This window comes from Jatrophihabitans sp., from assembly GCF_036389215.1.
Classification (GTDB): Bacteria; Actinomycetota; Actinomycetes; order Mycobacteriales; family Jatrophihabitantaceae; genus Jatrophihabitans_A.
In genome coordinates this window covers 1-19,032 of the sequence record NZ_DASVQG010000281.1, presented here as the reverse complement: position 1 = coordinate 19,032, position 19,032 = coordinate 1, and the positions used below count along the sequence as shown (strand labels likewise).

Sequence of the window (19,032 nt, the reverse complement as noted above, 5' to 3'; positions counted from 1 at the left end):
CGAGGATCCGTTGCTGGCAGCGGCCCGGCTGGCCGACGCGCAGGACGAGCTGGCCTTCGTCCGCGACCGGTTCGAGCTTCCGGACGGCACGGTGTACCTGGACGGCAACTCCCTCGGGCCGCTGCCCCGGGCGGTGCTGCCGGCGATCCAGGAGCTGGTGCGGCGGCAGTGGGGCCAGGATCTGATCACGTCCTGGAACGTGCACGACTGGTGGGGCCTGCCCCGCCGGGTGGGCGACCAGCTGGCCGGCCTGATGGGTGCCGCCGAGGGACAGGTGATCTGCGGCGACTCCACCTCGGTGCAGCTCTTCCAGGCGCTGGTGGCGGCCTGCCGGCTGCGGCCCGGGCGCTCGGTGCTGCTGACCGACGGGTCGAACTTCCCCACCGACCAGTACCTGGCCGACTCGGTGGGCCGGCTGCTCGGCCTGCAGGTGGTCCGGCTGCACCCGTCCGAGCTGGCGCTGCACCTCGGCCAGCACGACGAGCGGGTGGCCGCGGTGTCGTTCTCGCTGGTGGACTACCGCACCGGCGAACTCTTCGACGCCGCCGGGCTGACCCGGGCGGTGCAGGCCGCCGGCGCGGTGATGGTCTGGGACCTGTGCCACGCGGTGGGGGCGGTGCCGGTCGCCCTGGATCAGATCGGCGCGGACCTGGCCGTCGGCTGCACCTACAAGTACCTCAACGGCGGCCCCGGCTCGCCGGCCTTCCTCTACATCGCCCAGCGGCACCAGCAGCAGGTCGAGCTGCCGCTGACCGGCTGGAACGGCCACCGCGAGCCGTTCGGTCTCAACGGCAGCTACGTTCCGGCCGACTCGATCGAGCGGGCCAGGATCGGCACCCCGACGCTGCTGTCGATGGCTGCCCTGCAGGCCGCGCTGTCCGCCTTCGACGGGGTGGGCATCGACCGGCTGCGGGCCAAGTCGCTGGCGCTGACCCAGCAGGTGATCGACTTCGCCGACCAGCGCCTGGACCGCTTCGGGGTCGAGGTGGTGACCCCGCGCCGGCCGGAGCTGCGCGGTTCGCAGGTCTCGCTGCGGATGCCCGATGCCTACCAGGTCTGCCAGGCCCTGATCGAGCGCGGCGTCATCGGCGACTTCCGGGCGCCCGACCTGCTCCGCCTCGGCTTTCCGCCGATGTACCTGAGTTACGCCGACGTGCACCGGGGCATGGTCACGCTGGCCGAGATCCTGGCCGACGGCAGTTACCGCGAGCCCCGGTTCGCCCAGCGAGCCGCAGTCACCTGAGCCGAATTGACCGCTTCTGGCAGGCCGGATCCGATCGTTGGCCGCCCAGCAGGGTGACTCGCCGATGGCAGGCCCGCACGGCGGCCAACGATCATGGCTGGGGCACGCCGGGCCGGTAAGTCAGGCGGCGGCGTGCTCGGTGCGCTCGGCAGCCTTGCGGGCGGCGAGCTTGTCGAACCGCTCCCGCTTGGGCCAGCGGACGTCGGTGGCCCAGCCGAGCTTCTCCAGCAGCCAGATGGTCCTGGCCGAGATGTCGAGCTGGCCGCGGTCGACACCGTGCCGGGCGCAGGTCGGGTCGGCGTGGTGGCTGTTGTGCCAGGACTCCCCCATGCTCAGGATCGCCAGCGGCCAGAAGTTGGCGGACCGGTCGCGGGAGGCGTAGGGCCGCTCGCCGATCATGTGACAGACCGAGTTGATCGACCAGGTCACGTGGTGCAGCAGGCACAGCCGGACCAGCGACGCCCAGAAGAAGGCGGTCAGCGCGCCGGCCCACGACCAGCTGATCAGGCCGCCGAGCACCGCCGGGGCCAGCATGGTGAAGGCGACCCAGGACGGGAACTGCTTGTCGATCCGGACCAGATCGCGGTCGGCGAGCAGGTCCGGGGCGTACTTGTCCTGGTTGGTGCGCTCGGAGTCGAACATCCAGCCCAGGTGGGCGAACCAGAAGCCCTTCATCAGGCCGTTGAACGAGTCTCCGAACCGCCACGGTGAGTGCGGGTCGCCCTCGCGGTCGGAGAAGGCGTGGTGGCGCCGGTGGTCGGCGACCCAGCGGATCACCGGGCCCTCGATGGCCAGCGAGCCGGCCACCGCCAAGGCGATCTTGAGCCCGCGGTTGGCCTTGAATGCGCCGTGGGTGAAGTAACGGTGGAAGCCGACCGTGATGCCGAGGGCGGACACCACGTAGAACGCGACCGAGAGCAGGACGTCGGTCCAGCCGATCCCCCAGCCCCAGGCGAACGGGATGGCGGCCAGCAGCGCCAGGAACGGCACGATCACGACCACGTACAGCGCTGTCTGCTCGCCGCTGTTCTTGCGACCGGAGGTCATCGGCTTGGCCACCGGCTGCCCGTCGTGCAGAGGGGTCGCGTCCGCGGCGCTGGGGGTGTCCTCGAGCATGGTCATGAGCTGGCTCCTGCAAGTGTGAGCGCCGGCGCGGCGGGTTCGGCGCGGCAGTGTGTCGTGGTCAGGCACGTTAGCCGTGCCGCAGTTACGCGAGCGTAACCTACGCTACCGTAACCTGGGAGGACCCGCAGCGCCAGCCCGCCGGCGGTAAGCTGTCCCGGTCGAGCGCCGCCGCGGGTCGGCAGGTGCGCAGTGGGAGATGGGGTAATCGGCAGCCCGCCGGCCTTTGGAGCCGTGCAGTCTGGGTTCGAATCCCAGTCTCCCAGCAAAGGTGGCCGATCAAGCCGCAGAACAGCCGCAGAACGTAGCCGCGAAGCACTGCCCGGCGTACCCGCCGTCGGGGCCGGAACGCCGGCTGCGTTCGGCTAGGCTCGCGCACGTGACCGTCCCTGACACCTCGATCACGCGCCCGTCCCTCACCATCATCGTGCTTGCCGCCGGTGAGGGCAGCAGGATGAAATCGGTGGCACTGCCGAAGGTGCTGCACTCCTTCGCCGGCCGGTCACTGCTCGGTCACGCGCTCGCGGCCACCGCGGGCCTGGCGGCCGAGCGGACCGCCGTGGTGATCGGCCACCGCCGCGACGAGGTCGCCGCTCACCTGGCCGAGATCGCCCCGGCCGCGGTGCCGGTGGTGCAGGACCAGCAGAACGGCACCGGGCACGCCGTCCGGATGGCGCTGCAGCGGCTCGCCACCGACCGGCCGGTCACCGGCACGGTGCTGGTGCTGCCCGGCGACGCGCCGCTGCTGTCACCGGCCACCCTGACCGCCCTGCTGGACGAGCACACCGCCACCGGCGCCGCTGCCACCATGCTGACCAGCGAGCTGTCCGATCCCACCGGCTACGGCCGGGTGATCCGGTCCGATGACCCGGACCGGGCCGGCGCCGTGCTGCGGGTGGTGGAGCAGAAGGACGGCAGCCCGGACGAGCTGGCCGTGACCGAGGTGTCGGCCGGCGTGTACGCCTTCGACGCCGGCCCGCTGCACGATGCGATCAGCCGGCTGAGCACCGACAATGCCCAGGGCGAGGAGTACCTGCCCGAGGTCATCAGCATCTTCGTCGCCGAGCAGCGCGACGTCCGGGCCCGCACCGCGCCGGCCGAGGAGACCGCCGGCGTCAACGACCGGGTGCAGCTGGCCGCGGCGCACCGCAGCTACAACCAGCGGCTGCTGGAGCGGCACATGCGCGCCGGCGTCCGGGTGATCGACCCGGCGACCTGCTGGGTCGACGCCGAGGTAACCCTGGCGCCCGACGTCACGCTGAAGCCGAACGTCCAACTGCACGGCCGGACCGGGGTCGAGGCCGGTGCGACGATCGGGCCGGACAGCACCCTGACCGACACCGTGGTGGGCGCCGGCAGCGTGCTGACCCGGACGGTGGCCAACCAGGCCAGCATCGGCGCCGGTGTCACGGTCGGCCCGTTCGCCTACCTCAGGCCGGGCACCGAACTGGCCGACCAGGTGCACATCGGCACCTACGTCGAGATCAAGGCATCCGACATCGGTACCGCCAGCAAGGTGCCGCACCTGAGCTACGTGGGCGACGCCACCATCGGGGCGCACACCAACATCGGGGCCGCCTCGGTCTTCGTCAACTACGACGGCGTGCACAAGCACCGCTCCACGGTCGGCGACCATGCCCGGACCGGGGCCGACAACATGTTCGTCGCACCGGTCACCGTCGGCGACGGCGCCTACACCGCGGCCGGCTCGGTGATCACCTCCGACGTGCCACCGGGCGCGCTGGGGGTGAGCCGGACCCCGCAACGCAACGTGGCAGGCTGGGTCCTGCGGCGCCGGGCCGGCACCAGCTCGGCGGCGGCGGCCGAGGCGGCCATCGACGGCACACCGGCACCGGACCAGGACAGCCCGAGCAGCACGACGGGGAGCGGCAAGGCATGAGCAATCTCGAGGTACCCAACCGCAAGAGCATGACGCTGCTCTCCGGCCGGGCGTTTCCCGAGCTCGCGGACGAGATCGCCGGTCACCTCGGCATTCACGTCACGCCGATGACCGCCCGGGACTTCGCCAACGGCGAGATCTTCGTCCGGCCGGAGGAATCGGTACGCGGCTCGGACGCCTTCGTCATCCAGTCGCACACCACGCCGATCAACCACTGGCTGATGGAGACCCTGCTCCTGGTCGACGCCCTCAAGCGAGCGTCGGCCAAGCGGATCACCGTGGTCGCGCCGTTCTATCCCTACTCCCGGCAGGACAAGAAGCACCGGGGCCGCGAGCCGATCTCGGCCCGGCTGGTCGCCGACCTGCTCAAGACCGCCGGCGCCAACCGGATCATGTCGATCGACCTTCACACCGCTCAGATCCAGGGTTTCTTCAACGGTCCGGTGGACCACCTGTTCGCACTGCCGCTGCTGGCCAAGTACGTCTCCGACACCTACGCCGGCGAGGAGGTCACGGTGGTCTCCCCGGACACCGGCCGGGTGCGCGCCGCCGAGCAGTGGGCCGACCGGCTCGGCGGCGTGCCGATCGCGTTCATCCACAAGACCCGCGATCCCAACGTGGCCAATGCCGTGATCGCCAACCGGGTGGTCGGTGACGTGGTGGGACGGCTGTGCATCCTGGCCGACGACATGATCGACACCGGCAGCAGCGTGGTGAAGGCCGCCGACCTGCTCTACGAGGCCGGCGCCGCCGACGTCATCATCGCCGCCACCCACGGGATCTTCTCCGAGCCGGCCGCCGACCGGCTGAAGAACAGCCGGGTCCGCGAGGTGATCATCACCAACACGCTGCCGCTGCGACCGGAACAGCGCTTCGACAAGCTGACCGTCATCTCGATCGCGAACATGATCGCGCGCGCCATCAAGGAAGTCTTCCTGGACGGCTCGGTCACCAGCCTGTTCGACGGCCGCAGCTAGGGCGGGCCGCAGCTAGGGCGGGCCGCAGCTAGGGCGGCTGGCTGCTAAGCCAGCCGGGCTTTCCGCCCGACGGCCGCAGCTGGGCGGCTTACTGCTAGGCCAACCGGGCTTAGGCCAACCGGGCTTCGGCGATCCGGGCGAAGGCTGCTACCGGCAGCGTCTCGCCGCGCGCCGTCGGGTCCACACCGGCCTTGATCAGCAATGCCTCGGCCGCCGCGGCAGAGGCCGCCCAGCCGGCCAGCGCGGAGCGCAGCATCTTGCGCCGCTGGGCGAAGGCGGCGTCGATCACCGCGAACACCTCGTCCCGGCTGGCGTTGCCCGGTGGTGGCGCGCCCCGGCTGAACCGGACCAGCCCCGACTCGACGTTGGGGACCGGCCAGAACACCGAGCGCGGCACCACGCCCACCCGGGTGGCCGGGCCGTACCAGGCCAGCTTGGCGCTCGGCACGCCGTAGGCCTTCGAGCCCGGCGCGGCGGCGAGCCGGTCGGCCACCTCCAGCTGCACCAGCACCAGGCCGTGCCTGATCGTGGGCAGCGCCGCCAGCAGGGTGAGCAGCACCGGCACCGCGACGTTGTAGGGCAGGTTGGCCACCAGCGCGGTGGGCTGCGGGTCTTCTAGCGCCGTGACGTTCAGGGCGTCGGCCTCGATGACCCGCAACCGGCCGGACAGCTCCGGGGCGAAGCGCTGCACGGTGGCCGGCAGCTCGGCGGCCAGTCGCGGGTCGATCTCCACGGCGGTCAGCTGGGCCGCGGCGGCCAGCAGCCCCAGGCTGAGCGATCCGAGCCCCGGTCCGACCTCCAGCACGGCCTCGTCCGGACTGAGCTCGGCAGCCCGGACGATCCGCCGGATGGTGTTCGGGTCGTGCACAAAGTTCTGGCCAAGCGTCTTGGTGGGACGTATCCCCAGACGCTCGGCCAGTTCTCGGATCTGGACCGGGCCCAGCAGCTCGCTCACACCCGGCAGTGTGTCAGAAGGCTCAGTACCAGTTGGTGGCCTGCGAGTGCGCCCACGCGCTGCACGGGGAGCCGTACACGCTGGCGATGTAGCCCAGGCCCCAGCTGATCTGGGTCCGCGCACTGGTCTGCCAGTCACTGCCGGCCGAGGCCATCTTGCTGCCCGGCAGTGCCTGCGGGATGCCGTAGGCGCCGGAGGGGTTGTAGGCGTTGGTGCGCCAGCCGCTCTCCTTGTTCCACAGGCTCACCAGGCAGGAGAACTGGTCGCTGCTCCAGCCCCGGGCCGAGACCATGCCGGCCGCGATCTGCTGCGCGCTGCCGGAGGACACCGGGCCGCTGTAGACCGGCTTGGGCTTGGTGCCGACCTTGGTCACCTGGGTCACCGGCCGCTTCAGAGCCTTGCTGCTGTAACGGACCTTGCTCACCAGCTTGCCGTCGACGTAGCGCAGCTGGTAGGTCACCCGGTTGACGCCGTTGCGCCCCGCGGTCACCAGCGCGCTGCTGCCGACCGTGCGTGAGGAATCCTTCTGCCGGACGCTGCCGAACGGCACCTGCTGCGCAACGGTGCTGTACTTCAGGACCACCCGGTGGATGGTCACGACCTGCCGGTCCGCCACCGCGGTGGTGATCTTCGGCGAGATCAGGTCCTGCGCACCGAGCCGGATGTGCGACTGCTGCAATGCCTCACGCAGCGTCGGGCCGAAGCTCAGCACCGGCAGCGACTTGCCGTCCACCCTGAAGGTGACCAGCTTCGGCGACGTGACCGACAGGCTCAGGGCGCCGGCTTCCAGCCGCTTGGACCGCGACACCGACACCAGGTTCTGGTTGCCGTAGCCGAGCTGGTTGAGCGCCTCGTCGACCGACTCGGCGTTCACCCAGACGTCGCGCGCGGCGCCGTTGACCATCAGGTGCAGCAGGTGACCCCGGCGGACCACGATGGCGGCGCCGTCGGCCACCTTCGAGCCGAGTTCGGGCGCGATCAGGTCGTGCTCGCCGACCGCGATGTGCGCGGCCGACAGCACCCCCCGGACGTCCGCAGCCGAGGTGTGCACCTGGCGGTTCTGTCCGTCCACCCGGAGGTTGACGGTCTTGCCATTCTCGGTGGCCCAGCTGGCGGTACCGCCCAGCAGACCGGCGAGGACGAGGCCGTACAGGCCGAGCTTGGCGTTGCGATGCAAAACAAGAACTCCTAAAAGGTGTCACCGGCAGCGCGCGGCGCGCTGGCGGTATGGATGGAGCGCGACAGGCCGGCCGTGTTCCGCCTCATGGGCGTAGGGCTACTGCTGACGCGGCTCGCCGATAGAGGGAAATTAGAGACGCTGCCCGCAGACGGGCCACGGGCTGGCACCGCGGGCGTTGTACAGCCTGGTCGCGATCGCGATCTGCTGCTCCCGAGTGGCCAGATCGGCCCGCGGGGCGTAGGCCCCGCCGCCGTTGGACAACCAGGTGCCCGAATCGAACTGCAGGCCGCCGTAGAAGCCGTTGCCGGTGTTGATGTGCCAGTTCCCACCGGACTCGCAGGCCGCGACGGCGTCCCAGTTCAGGCCGTTGGACGTCGGCGGGGGCGGAGCCGGGCTCTTGGGTCGAGTTGACGGCACCGGCTGGCGGATCACCGGAGCGGGCTGCGGCGTCCTGATCACCGGTCGCTGCTTGGTGCCGACCCGGGTGACCTGGTCAACCGGCGCGGACACCACCTTGGTGCGCACCGGCACCTTGCCGGCCAGCTTGCCGTCGAGGTAGGTCAGCCGGTAGGTGACCCGCTTGAGCCCCGGCTTGCCTTTGCTGACCAGCTGGCTCTGCCCGACGTAGCTGTTGGGGTCGGACCGGGTGATCTTGTGGAAACCGACCCGGACCGAGGCGACGCTGGATGCGTAGCGAACCCGCTGCACCTTGATCACCTGGTTGTCGCGCACCAGGCTGGCAGGCGGCGCCGACAACCGGTCGGACGGGCCCACGAAGACCATCGCGTGGCCCAGGGCGTCGCCGACGGTCCGGGCCGCGCTGGTCACCGTCAGTGTCCTGCGGTCGACCTGGATGACCACTCGCTTGGGCGAGGCGATCGACAGGTTGGTGGTGGCGCCGCGGGTGAGGGTGTCCAGCCGCATCGACCGGGACACCGAGACCAGCGCGTCGGAGTTGTAACCGAGCTGGGTGAGGGCCTCGTCGACGGAGTCGGCGTTGACCCAGACGTCGGAGACCTTGCCGTTCACCGTGAGGTGCAGGAGATGGCCACGCCGCACGACGATGGTGCTGCCGTTATCGATCGAGGAACCGGGGTCGGGAGCCACCAGGTCGTGGCTGTCGACCGAGACGCCGGCCGCGGCCAGGGCGTCGTGGACGGTTTTCGCGGTGGTGGAAAGCTGCTGGTGCCGACCGTCGATCTTCAGGTCGATGGTCTTGCTGGCGGCCGGGGCAACAGCCCAGGTGGCAGTGCCCCCCAGAACCCCGGCTACTACGAACCCGTACAGGCCGTACTTCACGCTGCGACGCAAGAAAACCCCTTGATCGTGTGAGGCCGAATCTGGCCTGTCGCGTTCTGCTCGGTCACAGCACCGTAACGGCCGCGGGAAGCTACGTGCAAATTCGGTGTTGGAATCTAACCGCTAAATCGGTCGTTACCAACCAAAAAGTTGCTGCCCAGTGGCGGAGACAGTGGCGCACACCACTGATTCAGCGACGTTTTTCTCTGCCGACAACCTGCGCACAAGGTGCGGAATGAGGTATGGGGCGTTCGGCCGCCCGCGGTAGGGGTGCGGGGTCAGGAACGGCGCATCGGTCTCCACCAGCAGCTGCTCCAGCGGGGTCACGGCGGCGGCTTCGCGCAGCGCCGGCGCGTTGGCGAAGGTCAGTACGCCGGAGAACGACAGGATGTAACCGGCGGCCACGCACTCCCGGGCCATCTCGGCGTCGCCGGAGAAGGCATGGAAGATCACGCCGGCCGGCGGCGGCCCCTCCTCGCGCAGGATCCGCAGTACGTCGGCGTGCGCCTGCCGGTCGTGGATCATCAACGGCTTGCCCACCTGCTTGGACAGCTCGATGTGCCGGCGGAAATGCCGTTGCTGGTCGGCGGGCTCGGTCCGGTCCCAGTAGTAGTCCAGGCCGGTCTCGCCGACCGCCACCACCTTGGGATGGCGCAGCAGCTCGCCGAGGTCGCGGTAGTGCGCCTCGGTCAGCCCCGCCACCTCGGTCGGATGGACCGCCAAGGCCGCGTACACGTCGGGATGGGCCGTGGAATCCAGCGCCGAGGCCCACTCAGCCACCTCGCAGCCGACGTTCACCAGCCGGGTGACGCCGACCGCGGCCGCCTCGGCCAGCACGGTGGCCGTGAACCGCTCCCCCGCCGGCTCGCCGCGGGACGAGCGGCCCGCGCGTGCCGACATCGCATCGAGGTGGCAGTGCGCGTCGAACACCGTGCCGGCCAGTGGCTGCGGAGCCGGTGGCGGCTGCTCCTTGCCCGCGCTCACCAGTCGGCCCCGGTGGAGGAACCGGTCATGACTCGGCGAGCCGGTCCAGTTCCTCGTCCACCACCGAGGGGTCGAGCTTGGCGATGATCGGGGTCGGGGCCGCCAGCGGGCGCCCCACCTCGATCGGCCGCGAGGCCCAGCGGGCCTCGGTCCGGTAATCGCCGGTCAGCACCGAGTACGACGGCGACCCCGCCGCGGTCGGCTCGTCCACCTGCACCAGGTCGGGCATCGCGGCCCAGCTGCCGGTGCCGCCGAGAGCCTCGTGCACCTTCTGTGACGTGGTCGGCAGGAACGGCGTGATCAGGGTCTTGACGTCGTCCACCACCTGCAGCGTGGTGTGCAGCACCGAGGCCATCCGGTCCGGATCGGCGTTCTTCAGCTTCCACGGCGCGGTGTCGGACAGGTACTTGTTCGCCTCGCCGACCAGCTTCATCACCTCGCCCAGCGCGGCCTTCTGCCGGTTCCGCTCGATCAGCTCGCCGACCGTGCCGAAGGCGGCGGACGAGGACGCCAGCAGGGTCCGGTCGGCCTCGGTGAGTTCCCCCGCGGCCGGGATCGAGCCGAGGTTCTTGGCCGTCATCGAGATCGTCCGGTTGACCAGGTTGCCCCAGCCGGCCACCAGCTCGTCGTTGTTGCGCCGGACGAACTCGGCCCAGGTGAAGTCGGTGTCCTGGCTCTCCGGGCCGGCGCTGGTCAGGTAATAGCGCAGCGCGTCGGCGTCGTAACGCGACAGCATGTCGCCGACGTAGATGACGACGTTGCGTGAGGAGGAGAACTTCTTGCCCTCCATGGTGAGGAATTCCGAGGACACCACGTCGAAGGGCCGGTTCAACGCCCCGAGATCACCGGGCTTGCCGCCCTTGGAGCCGATCCCGGAATAGCCGAACAGCATCGCCGGCCAGATCTCGGCGTGGAAGACGATGTTGTCCTTGCCCATGAAGTAGTACTGCCGCGCGGCATCGCCGTCCCCGGTGTCCTGCCACCAGGCTCGCCACGCTTCCGGATCGCCGGAGCGGGCCGCCCACTCGATCGAGGCCGACAGGTAGCCGATGACCGCGTCGAACCAGACGTAGATCCGCTTGTCCTCGCGATCGCGCCAGCCGTCCAGCGGCACCGGAATGCCCCAGTCCAGGTCGCGGGTGATCGCGCGTGGCTTGAGGTCGTCCAGCAGGTTCAGCGCGAACTTCTGCACGTTCGGCCGCCAGTGCGACTGGCCGCGCAGCCACTGCGAGATGACGTCGGCGAAGGCCGGCAGGTCGAGGAAGAACTGCTCGGTGTCGACGAACTTCGGCGTCTCGCCGTTGATCCTGGACCGGGGATTGATCAGGTCCGCCGGGTCCAGCTGGTTGCCGCAGTTGTCGCACTGGTCCCCGCGCGCGCTGGGGTAGCCGCAGATCGGGCAGGTGCCCTCGATGTAGCGGTCGGGCAGGGTCCGGCCGGTGGACGGGCTGATCGCCCCGAGGTCGGTGCGGGCGAAGATGTAGCCGTTGTCGAGCAGCCCGAGGAACAGGGCCTGGGTCACCGCGTAGTGATTCCTGGTGGTGGTGCGGGTGAACAGGTCATAGGACAGGCCCAGCTGTTGCAGGTCCTTGGCGATCACCAGGCTGTTGCGGTCGGCGAGCTCGCGCGGTGAGACCCCTTCGCGCTCGGCCTGGACCTGGATCGGAGTGCCGTGCTCGTCGGTACCCGAGACCATCAGGACGTTGTTGCCGGCCATCCGGTGGTAGCGGCTGAAGACGTCGGAGGGGACGCCGAAGCCGGCGACGTGGCCGATGTGCCGCGGGCCGTTGGCGTAGGGCCACGCCACCGCGGTGAGGATATTGACGGGCTCACTCATGCTTGTCTAATCGCTCCGCTCCGCGCTCGTTCCTCGCTTGCGATGCTCACTCATAACCTTCTAATCGCTCCGCTCCGCGCTCGTTCCTCGCTTGCGATGCTCACTCATGCTCATCAGCCTAGTGACGGGCCTCAACGCATAATTCGGCCCGTTACGGTCTCAGTCGTGCCGCTTGGCCGACACCACCGCGTCGAACACCAGCCGCTTCGCCACCCCCGCCGCCGCGGCCACCTCCGCGATCGCCTCCTTGCGGCTCTGGCCGGCCTGCTCGAGGGCGCTGACGGCGGCAGCCAGTTCGGTCGGGGCCACCTGCGCGGGCCCGGCCGGCAGGCCGGCGACCACCAGGGTGATCTCCCCCCGGACGTCACCGGCCGCCCATTCGCGGAGTTCGGCGAGCGAGCCGCGGACCACCTGCTCGTAGGTCTTGGTCAGTTCCCGGCAGACCGCGGCCGGGCGGCCGGTACCGAGGGCCTCGGCGAGGTCGGCCAGCGACTCGGCGATCCGGTGCGGCGACTCGAAGAACACCATGGTCCGGCGCTCACCGGACAGCTCGGCCAGCAACCGCCGCCGGCTGCCGCCCTTGCGCGGCAGGAACCCCTCGAAGCAGAACCGGTCGACCGGCAGCCCCGACACCGCGAGGGCCGTGGTGACGGCCGAGGGCCCCGGCAGCGCGGTCACCAGCAGGCCGGCCTGGACCGCCGCGGCCACCAGCCGGTACCCGGGGTCAGACACCGACGGCATGCCCGCGTCGGTCACCACCAGGACGTCCAGGCCGTCGCGCAGGGCGCTGATCAACTGCGGCACCCGGGTCTGCTCGTTGCCTTCGAAGAAGGACAGCACCCGTCCGGAGATGGCCACCCCGAGGTCAGCTGCCAACCGGTGCAACCGCCGGGTGTCCTCGGCCGCGATCAGCGGCGCGGTGGCCAGCGCCTGGGCCAGCCCCACCGAGGCGTCGCTGGCCCGGCCCAGCGGCGCACCGGCCAGCACCACCCGGCCGGCCGGGCGGTGCTCTGCTGGCGCCGGGGCTGCCGGCAGGTCGGTCATCGCGGGTATTCCATATCGACAGACCCTACGATCACCGGGTGACCGCGACGCTGCAAGCCGGGCGCACCCAGGAGGTGCCGGATCAGCCGGCCCTGACGGTGCCACCCGTGCTGACGGTGTGGCGTCCGGCCTCCACCCTGCAGAGCTGGCTGTGGACCCTGCTGGTGACCGCCCTCGCGGCCGGTACCCGGTTCTGGGCACTGGGCTTTCCCGAGGGCAAGAGCTTCGACGAGGTGTACTACGCCACCGAGGCGCAAGAGATGCTGCGTTACGGCTACGAGGACAACCGCGGCTACATGTTCATCGTGCACCCGCCGCTGGGGAAGTGGCTGATCGCGCTCACGTCCTGGCTGTTCGGCAACGACGCGGTCGGCTGGCGGGCGGCCCCGGCGATTGCCGGCACGGTCAGCGTGCTGATCCTGACCCGGCTCGCCCAGCGGATGTTCCGCTCCACCGTCCTCGGGGTGCTGGCCGGCTGCCTGCTGGCCCTGGACGGGATCTCACTGGTGATGTCGCGGACGGCCCTGCTCGACATCTTCCTGCAGACGTTCGTGCTGGCCGGGTTCGCGGCGCTGGTGATCGATCGCGACCAGGTCCGGGGCCGGCTGGGCAGCCTGTACGCGGCCGGCGTCGATCTGACTTACGGCGCGCCGCGACTCGGCCCGCGGCCCTGGCGGCTGGCCGGTGGCGTGCTGCTCGGCCTGGCGCTGGCGGTGAAGTGGAGCGCGCTGTCGTACTGGCTGGGTTTCGCGCTGCTGTCGGTGCTGTGGGATCGCGGGGCGCTCAAGAGCGCGGGCGTGGAGCAACCCTGGCTGGCAACGTTCAAGCGGTCGGTGCCGGCCGCGGTGGGCTCGCTGCTGGTGGCTCCGGTGGCCGCCTACCTGCTCAGCTGGATCGGCTGGTTCGTCGGCGAGAACTCCTGGAACCGGCACTGGGGTGACACCCATCCGGGCACCGGGCTGTTCAGCCTGCTGCCCTCCAGCCTGCGCAGCCTGCTGAACTACCACCATCAGGCCTACGTCTTCCACAGCCACCTCTACGACCCGCACGCCTACAAGGCGAATCCGTGGTCCTGGCTGGTGCTCGGACGCCCGACCTCGTTCTACGCGCCGTCCAACGTGACCGGCTGCGGGGCGACCAGCTGCAGCCGGGAGATCCTGCTGATCGGCACCCCCCTGATGTACTGGGCCTTCATCCCGGCGCTGATCTGGTGCCTGTGGCACTGGGCCACCACCCGGGACTGGCGGGCCGGCGCGGTGTGGCTGGCGTTCCTGGCCGGCTGGGGCGTCTGGCTGCAGAACACCCGGCGGACCGGCTTCCTGTTCTACATGACGCCGCTGATGCCGTTCCTGGTGCTCGGACTGACCTTCGCGGTCGGCGCGATGCTGTCCCGCGCCGCCGAGGACGAGTCCGAACCCGCCCGCGGCCGCCGCCCGCTGCCCCAGCCGCGGCCCGACGGCGAGGACGGGGTGGCGACCGTCGGGCTGCGCGAGTGGATAGCGCTGCACGCCATCCCGGCCGGGCGGCTGGTGCGTTTCGCGGCGGTCGCGCTGTGGCTCGGCGCGGTGGTGGCCGACTTCGTCTGGATGTGGCCGATCTTCACCGGCGGCCTGCTGACCAACCACGAATGGCAGCTCAGGATGTGGCTGCCCGGCTGGATCTGACCGCCGGGCTTGCTCGGATCGGCGCCGCGGGGTCGGCGCCGCAGGATCGGGCGTAGCAGGCCGATCGATGGCAGAGTTGAGGCATGGCTATGTCATCGAACGTGTCACCGAACATCCCGCGCCCCGGGCTCGACCTGGAGTACCCGATGTCACTGGGGGTCTATGACAGCTACGAGCAGGCCCAGAAGGTCGTGGACTACCTGTCCGACAACGAGTTCGAAGTCCAGAACATGGCGATCGTCGGTACCGAGCTCAAGACGGTCGAGCGGGTCACCGGCCGGATCACCCGTGCCAAGGTCGCGGCCGCCGGCGCCATGTCCGGGCTGTGGATGGGGTTGTTCGTCGGCCTGGCGTTCTCGATCTTCGGCGACGGCAACCAGCTCGGGTTCCTGATCAGCACCCCGATCTTCGGGGCGATCTTCGGCCTGATCTGGAGCCAGATCGGGTTCACCGCGGTGACCCGGGGTGGCACCCGGGACTTCTCCTCGGTCAGCCAGGTGGTCGCGACGAAGTACGAGGTGCTGGTCGAGCACCGGTTCGCCGAGCGGGCCCGTGAGCTGCTGAGCACCATGCCGGGAGGGCTGACGGCCTTCTAGCAGGCGGGCTGCGCTGCCAGCGGTCCGGCTGCGCTGCTAGCAGGCGGGCTGCGCTGCCAGCGGTCCGGCTGGCAGCGGCCGGGCTGCGCTGCTAGCGGCCCGGCTGCTCCAGCACCCGGAACTGCAGTCCCGCGCGGGTCAGCCGATCGATCAGCGGCTGGCCCATCGCCACTGCGGTGGTGAGCTGCCCGGCGGCCGCCGGCAGGTCGTCGAACGCGACGCACAGCGCCGACTCGGCCAGCATCTTCGCCGTCTCGTCATAGCCCGGGTCACCGCCGGACACCTCGGTCACCACCCGCCGGCTACCGGCGGTCGCCGTGAACCGCACCGTGAACCAGCTGCGTGCTCGTTCCTGCGCCGACGGACCGGTTCCCGACTCGAAACGGCTCGACAACATTCGCCGGGCCGGCGGCAGCTGGACCAGCCCGATGAGAGCCGCCAGGCCGACCGCGCCACCCAGCGCGACGGGTAGCTTCCGGACGCCGGCGTAGTGGTGGTAGGTGAAGTCCGGGCCGTAGCGGGGCAGCGCCCGGGCCGACCGGGCCACCACCTGCGGGTCGATCGTCGGCAGCGGGATCAACCACAGCCCATCCGCCCGCCGCGGCGGGGTAGGAACCGCCCGAGCCCGCCGGCCTTCCGGGCGCTGCTCCAGCGCGCGGCGGCCCCGCGCCGCCTCGGCCGAGCCCCGTACCCGCGAGAGGGCGGTGATCGTCGACTGGACGGTGCCGGCGGACGGCCGGCCGCCGGCACGGACCACCCCGTCGACGGTGATCGGGACGTCGTCGGGCAGCAGCCCGACCGTGAAGAAGACCCCCAGGTCGTGCGGGATCGAGTCGAAGCCGCAGCAGTGGACCAGCCGGGCCCCCGAGCGCACCGCCTGCTGGTGGTAGCGGGCGTACATCAGGTCGACGAATTCCGGCTCCCCGGTCAGGTCGAGGTAGTCGGTGCCCGCCTCGGCGCAGGCGGCCACCAGCGGTTCGCCGTACCGCAGATAAGGACCGACCGTGCTGATCAGCACCCGGGTGCTGCCGGCCACCGCCGCCAGCGATGCCGGATCGCCCACGTCGGCGGTGAGCAGCGGCAGCTGCGCCAGCGCTGCGCTGGCTGAGCTGTCCATGGTGGCGAGTTCGGCCCGGACAGCTTCGAGCTTGGCCTGGTTGCGCCCGGCCAACGCCCACCGGCAGCCCGCCGGGGCATGCCGGGCCAGGTAGTCCGCGGTCAGCCGGCCGGTGAACCCGGTGGCACCGAACAGGACGATGTCGTAGCTGCGGTCAGACACCTTGGCGTCCCTTCGCTGCGGCTCGAGCTCTGCTACCCGAGTCCCCCGCTGATGAAACCAGACGCGCGGGGTGAGGCTGGAGGCGATCCGGGGCATCGGCCCGCCGCGGCAGTTCGCCGGTGCCAGGATGACGGCATACGCAGCCGCATGGCAGGGTGGGAAGGGTGACCCGACCCCGGCGCCTGCCGCCGCTGAGAACATGACGCGGCTGGAGAAGGGGCCGCCGCACTCGTCGCTGCTGGCGGCCTTGCGCGAACTGCGCGGCGCGACCGCCGACCTCCCGTTGAACCTGCAGGCCCCCGGTGCCGCCGAGGCCCGGGTGCAACGTGATCAGCTGGTGGCCCAGCTGGATGACTACCTGATCCCGCGGCTGGAGCAGCAGGATGCCCCGCTGCTGGTGGTGATCGGGGGCTCGACCGGGGCGGGCAAATCGACTCTGGTCAACGCCCTGGTGGGCCACGAGGTGAGCCAGGCCGGGGTGCTGCGGCCGACCACCCGCTCTCCGGTGCTGGTCTTTCACCCCGACGACGCCGGCTGGTTCGCCGGTGACCGGATCCTGCCCGGACTGGCCCGCACCACCGGCCCGGACTCGGCTGGTAGTGCCGGTGACCAGCCCGGCAGGTCGCTGCGGTTGGTGGCCGTCCCGTCGCTGACCCCCGGGCTGGCGCTGCTGGACGCCCCGGACGTCGACTCCTTCGTCGAGACCAACCGCGAGCTCGCGGTGCAGCTGCTGGCGGCCGCCGACCTCTGGCTGTTCGTCACCACCGCCGCCCGGTACGCCGACGCGGTGCCCTGGGACCTGCTGCGGGTCGCGCGGGAGCGGGCCACGGCGCTAGCGGTGGTGCTGGACCGGGTGCCGCCCGAGGCGCTCGGCGAGGTCGAGGGCCACCTGCGGCAGTTGCTGAACCGGGAGGGGCTGGCCGACGCGCCGCTGCTGGTCGTGCCGGAGGCGCCCTTGCAGAACGGCCGGCTGCCCGACTCGGCGGTGGCTCCGGTCCGGAACTGGATCGGTGCGCTGGCCGCGGACGCCGGGGCGCGGGCCGAGGTCATCCGGGCCACGCTGACCGGCGCGGTCAACAGCCTGCAGGTGCGCGGGGCCGCGCTGGCCTCGGCCGTCGACGCCCAGGAACAGGCGGCCCGGGAGCTGGGCCAGGCGGTGGACGGCGCCTACGACCAGGCCCGGGCCACCGTCGCCCACGAGCTCACCGGCGGCACGCTGCTGCGCGGCGAGGTGCTGGCGCGCTGGCAGGAGTTCGTCGGCACCGGGGAGTTGATGCGCACGCTGGAGTCGCGGATCGGGTGGGTGCGTGACCGGGTGGTGTCCGCGGTGATGGGCCGGCCGTCGGGCGCGGCTCCGGTCGAGCAGGCTCTGGAGTCCAGCCTCGAGGGCCTGCTGCGCGATGCCGCCGAGCGCGCCGCGGCCACCGCAGCCGCCGCCTGGTCGACCCGCGCCGACGGCCGCGCGTTGCTGGCCGGCAGCTCCACCGACCTGGCGCGGGCCGATGCCGACATCGCGGCCCGGGCCGAGCAGACGGTGCGGACCTGGCAGGGCGAGGTGCTGGAGCTGGTCCGGGCCGAGGGCGGTGACCGCAGGCAACTGGCCAAGCTGGCCTCCTACGGCGTCAACGGTGCCGGCTCGGTGCTGATCGTGGCGCTGTTCGCCCAGACCGGCGGCCTGACCGGCGGCGAGATCGCGATCGCCGGTGGTACCGCGGCGCTCAGCCAGAAGGTGCTGGAGGCGATCTTCGGCGACCAGGCCGTGCGCTCGCTCGCCGCCCGCGCCCGGGAGGCACTGCTGGAGCAGGTCGAGGCGCTGCTGGCCGCCGACGCCGACCGGTTCCACGAGCTGCTGGCCCAGGGGTCCCCGCCACCGGGTGCCACCAGCCGGTTCCGCGCCGCCGTGCACGCGGTCGGCGCCGCGCGGGCTGAATCGTGAGCCGCCGGACTCCGGAACTCGGTGCCCGGCTGGAGGCGCTGGACCGAGCGGTGCAACTGGGCGAGCGCCGGTGCGACCCGGAGTTGCTGGCACCGGCTCGGGCCTTGCTGGCCCGGGCGGCAGCCCGCCGCCGGCTGTCCCCGGAGAGCACCGTGGTGGCGCTGGCCGGCGGCACCGGCAGTGGCAAGTCGACCCTGTTCAACGCCCTCGCCGGCGAGGTGCTGGCCCCGACCGGCGTCCGGCGGCCGACCACCAGCCGGTCCCGCGCGGCGATCTGGCCGGTGGCGTCGGGCAGCAGCGACGTGTCGAGCCTGCTGGACTGGCTGGAGGTCCGCGACCGGCACCTGCTGACAGCCGCCGCTCCGGCCGCTCCGGACGGCTCGCCACTGGCCGGCCTGGTGCTGGTCGACCTGCCCGACTTCGACTCGACGGCCGCCGCTCACCGGCTGGAGGCCGAGCGGATGACCGGCGTGGTGGACCTGCTGGTCTGGGTGCTCGATCCGCAGAAGTACGCCGACGCCGCGGTGCACCAGCGCTACCTACGACCGCTGGCCGCCCACCACGAGGTGATGATGGTGGTGCTCAACCAGGCCGACCGGCTCGACGTGGACGCCCTCGACGCCTGCCGGCGGGATCTGAGCAGGCTGCTGTCCGACGACGGACTCACCGGCGTACCGGTGCTGGCCACCTCAGCCACCCGTGGCGACGGCCTGCCGCAGCTGCGAGCGGCGCTGGCCGAGCGGGTCAGCACCAGCCAGGCCGCGGTGGCCCGGCTGCACGCCGACACCGACGATGCCGTCACCGCGCTGGAACCGCTGTGCGGCTCCGGGCCGGCCAAGGCCGGCCGCGACACCGCCCGCAGCGAGGACACCCTGGTCCGCGCGCTCGCGGTGGCCGCGGGCACCGGACCGGTGGCAGACGCCGCCGGCCGCTCCTACCGGATGCGGGCGCTCGCCAGTGTCGGCTGGCCCCTGACCCGGTGGCTGGCCCGGCTGCGGCCGGACCCGCTGCGCAGG

Annotated in this window: 15 protein-coding genes and 1 tRNA gene; 8 read left to right on the top strand and 8 right to left on the bottom strand. The window is 71.4% G+C overall.

Annotated elements, in window-relative coordinates; genetic code table 11:
• Nucleotides 1-10 precede the first annotated feature (10 nt).
• Nucleotides 11-1,243 (top strand): kynureninase, encoded by a 1,233-nt coding sequence (kynU, locus tag VF542_RS15865; RefSeq protein WP_408652664.1) that lies wholly within the window; start codon nt 11-13, stop codon nt 1,241-1,243.
• Nucleotides 1,244-1,363: 120 nt separating this feature from the next.
• Here kynU and VF542_RS15860 read toward each other — a convergent pair whose 3' ends face one another.
• Entirely contained in the window at nt 1,364-2,365 is a 1,002-nt protein-coding gene (locus VF542_RS15860) for an acyl-CoA desaturase (protein WP_408652663.1), read from the bottom strand.
• Between the two features lie 193 nt (nt 2,366-2,558).
• Here VF542_RS15860 and VF542_RS15855 point away from each other — a divergent pair.
• The 3 genes from VF542_RS15855 (at nt 2,559) to VF542_RS15845 (ending at nt 5,242) form a co-directional block, all read left to right on the top strand.
• Nucleotides 2,559-2,631 (top strand) — tRNA-Gln (locus tag VF542_RS15855).
• A 113-nt stretch (nt 2,632-2,744) separates the two neighbouring features.
• Entirely contained in the window at nt 2,745-4,265 is a 1,521-nt protein-coding gene (glmU, locus tag VF542_RS15850; RefSeq protein ID WP_408652662.1) for a bifunctional UDP-N-acetylglucosamine diphosphorylase/glucosamine-1-phosphate N-acetyltransferase GlmU, read from the top strand.
• Complete coding sequence (locus VF542_RS15845; protein WP_408652661.1) at nt 4,262-5,242, top strand: ribose-phosphate diphosphokinase; 981 nt, start codon at nt 4,262-4,264, stop codon at nt 5,240-5,242. The genes glmU and VF542_RS15845 overlap by 4 nt, the downstream gene beginning before the upstream one ends.
• A 109-nt stretch (nt 5,243-5,351) precedes the next feature.
• Here VF542_RS15845 and rsmA read toward each other — a convergent pair whose 3' ends face one another.
• The 6 genes from rsmA to rsmI all read right to left on the bottom strand — a co-directional run bounded on the left by rsmA (nt 5,352) and on the right by rsmI (nt 12,541).
• Complete coding sequence (rsmA, locus tag VF542_RS15840) at nt 5,352-6,197, bottom strand: 16S rRNA (adenine(1518)-N(6)/adenine(1519)-N(6))-dimethyltransferase RsmA (RefSeq protein WP_408652660.1); 846 nt, start codon at nt 6,195-6,197, stop codon at nt 5,352-5,354.
• A 22-nt stretch (nt 6,198-6,219) separates the two neighbouring features.
• The gene (locus VF542_RS15835) at nt 6,220-7,374 is read right to left on the bottom strand and encodes a ubiquitin-like domain-containing protein (protein WP_408652659.1); all 1,155 of its coding nucleotides are present in this window, start codon (nt 7,372-7,374) and stop codon (nt 6,220-6,222) included.
• Between the two features lie 132 nt (nt 7,375-7,506).
• Entirely contained in the window at nt 7,507-8,688 is a 1,182-nt protein-coding gene (locus tag VF542_RS15830; RefSeq protein ID WP_408652658.1) for a transglycosylase family protein, read from the bottom strand.
• Between the two features lie 123 nt (nt 8,689-8,811).
• Nucleotides 8,812-9,660, bottom strand: a complete 849-nt coding sequence (locus tag VF542_RS15825) for a TatD family hydrolase (RefSeq protein ID WP_408652657.1) — start codon at nt 9,658-9,660, stop codon at nt 8,812-8,814.
• A gap of 25 nt (nt 9,661-9,685) precedes the next feature.
• Entirely contained in the window at nt 9,686-11,497 is a 1,812-nt protein-coding gene (metG, locus tag VF542_RS15820) for a methionine--tRNA ligase (RefSeq protein ID WP_408652656.1), read from the bottom strand.
• 159 nt (nt 11,498-11,656) lie between these two features.
• Nucleotides 11,657-12,541 (bottom strand): 16S rRNA (cytidine(1402)-2'-O)-methyltransferase, encoded by an 885-nt coding sequence (gene rsmI, locus VF542_RS15815; protein WP_408652655.1) that lies wholly within the window; start codon nt 12,539-12,541, stop codon nt 11,657-11,659.
• A 38-nt stretch (nt 12,542-12,579) separates the two neighbouring features.
• Between rsmI and VF542_RS15810 the strand changes: the two genes are divergently transcribed.
• Together VF542_RS15810 and VF542_RS15805 are read left to right on the top strand one after the other, a co-directional pair.
• A complete protein-coding gene (locus tag VF542_RS15810) occupies nt 12,580-14,205 on the top strand; it encodes a dolichyl-phosphate-mannose--protein mannosyltransferase (protein ID WP_408652654.1) in 1,626 nt (541 codons plus the stop codon).
• An 83-nt stretch (nt 14,206-14,288) separates the two neighbouring features.
• The gene (locus tag VF542_RS15805) at nt 14,289-14,801 is read left to right on the top strand and encodes a general stress protein (protein ID WP_408652653.1); all 513 of its coding nucleotides are present in this window, start codon (nt 14,289-14,291) and stop codon (nt 14,799-14,801) included.
• Between the two features lie 91 nt (nt 14,802-14,892).
• Here VF542_RS15805 and VF542_RS15800 read toward each other — a convergent pair whose 3' ends face one another.
• The gene (locus VF542_RS15800; protein ID WP_408652652.1) at nt 14,893-16,080 is read right to left on the bottom strand and encodes a saccharopine dehydrogenase family protein; all 1,188 of its coding nucleotides are present in this window, start codon (nt 16,078-16,080) and stop codon (nt 14,893-14,895) included.
• Nucleotides 16,081-16,207: 127 nt separating this feature from the next.
• Between VF542_RS15800 and VF542_RS15795 the strand changes: the two genes are divergently transcribed.
• Nucleotides 16,208-18,016: a GTPase gene (locus VF542_RS15795; protein WP_408652651.1), complete on the top strand. Its 1,809-nt coding sequence runs from the start codon at nt 16,208-16,210 to the stop codon at nt 18,014-18,016.
• Nucleotides 18,013-19,032 (top strand): GTPase (locus VF542_RS15790; protein WP_408652650.1); only part of this gene is annotated, 1,020 nt, incomplete at its 3' end. The genes VF542_RS15795 and VF542_RS15790, both read left to right, overlap by 4 nt.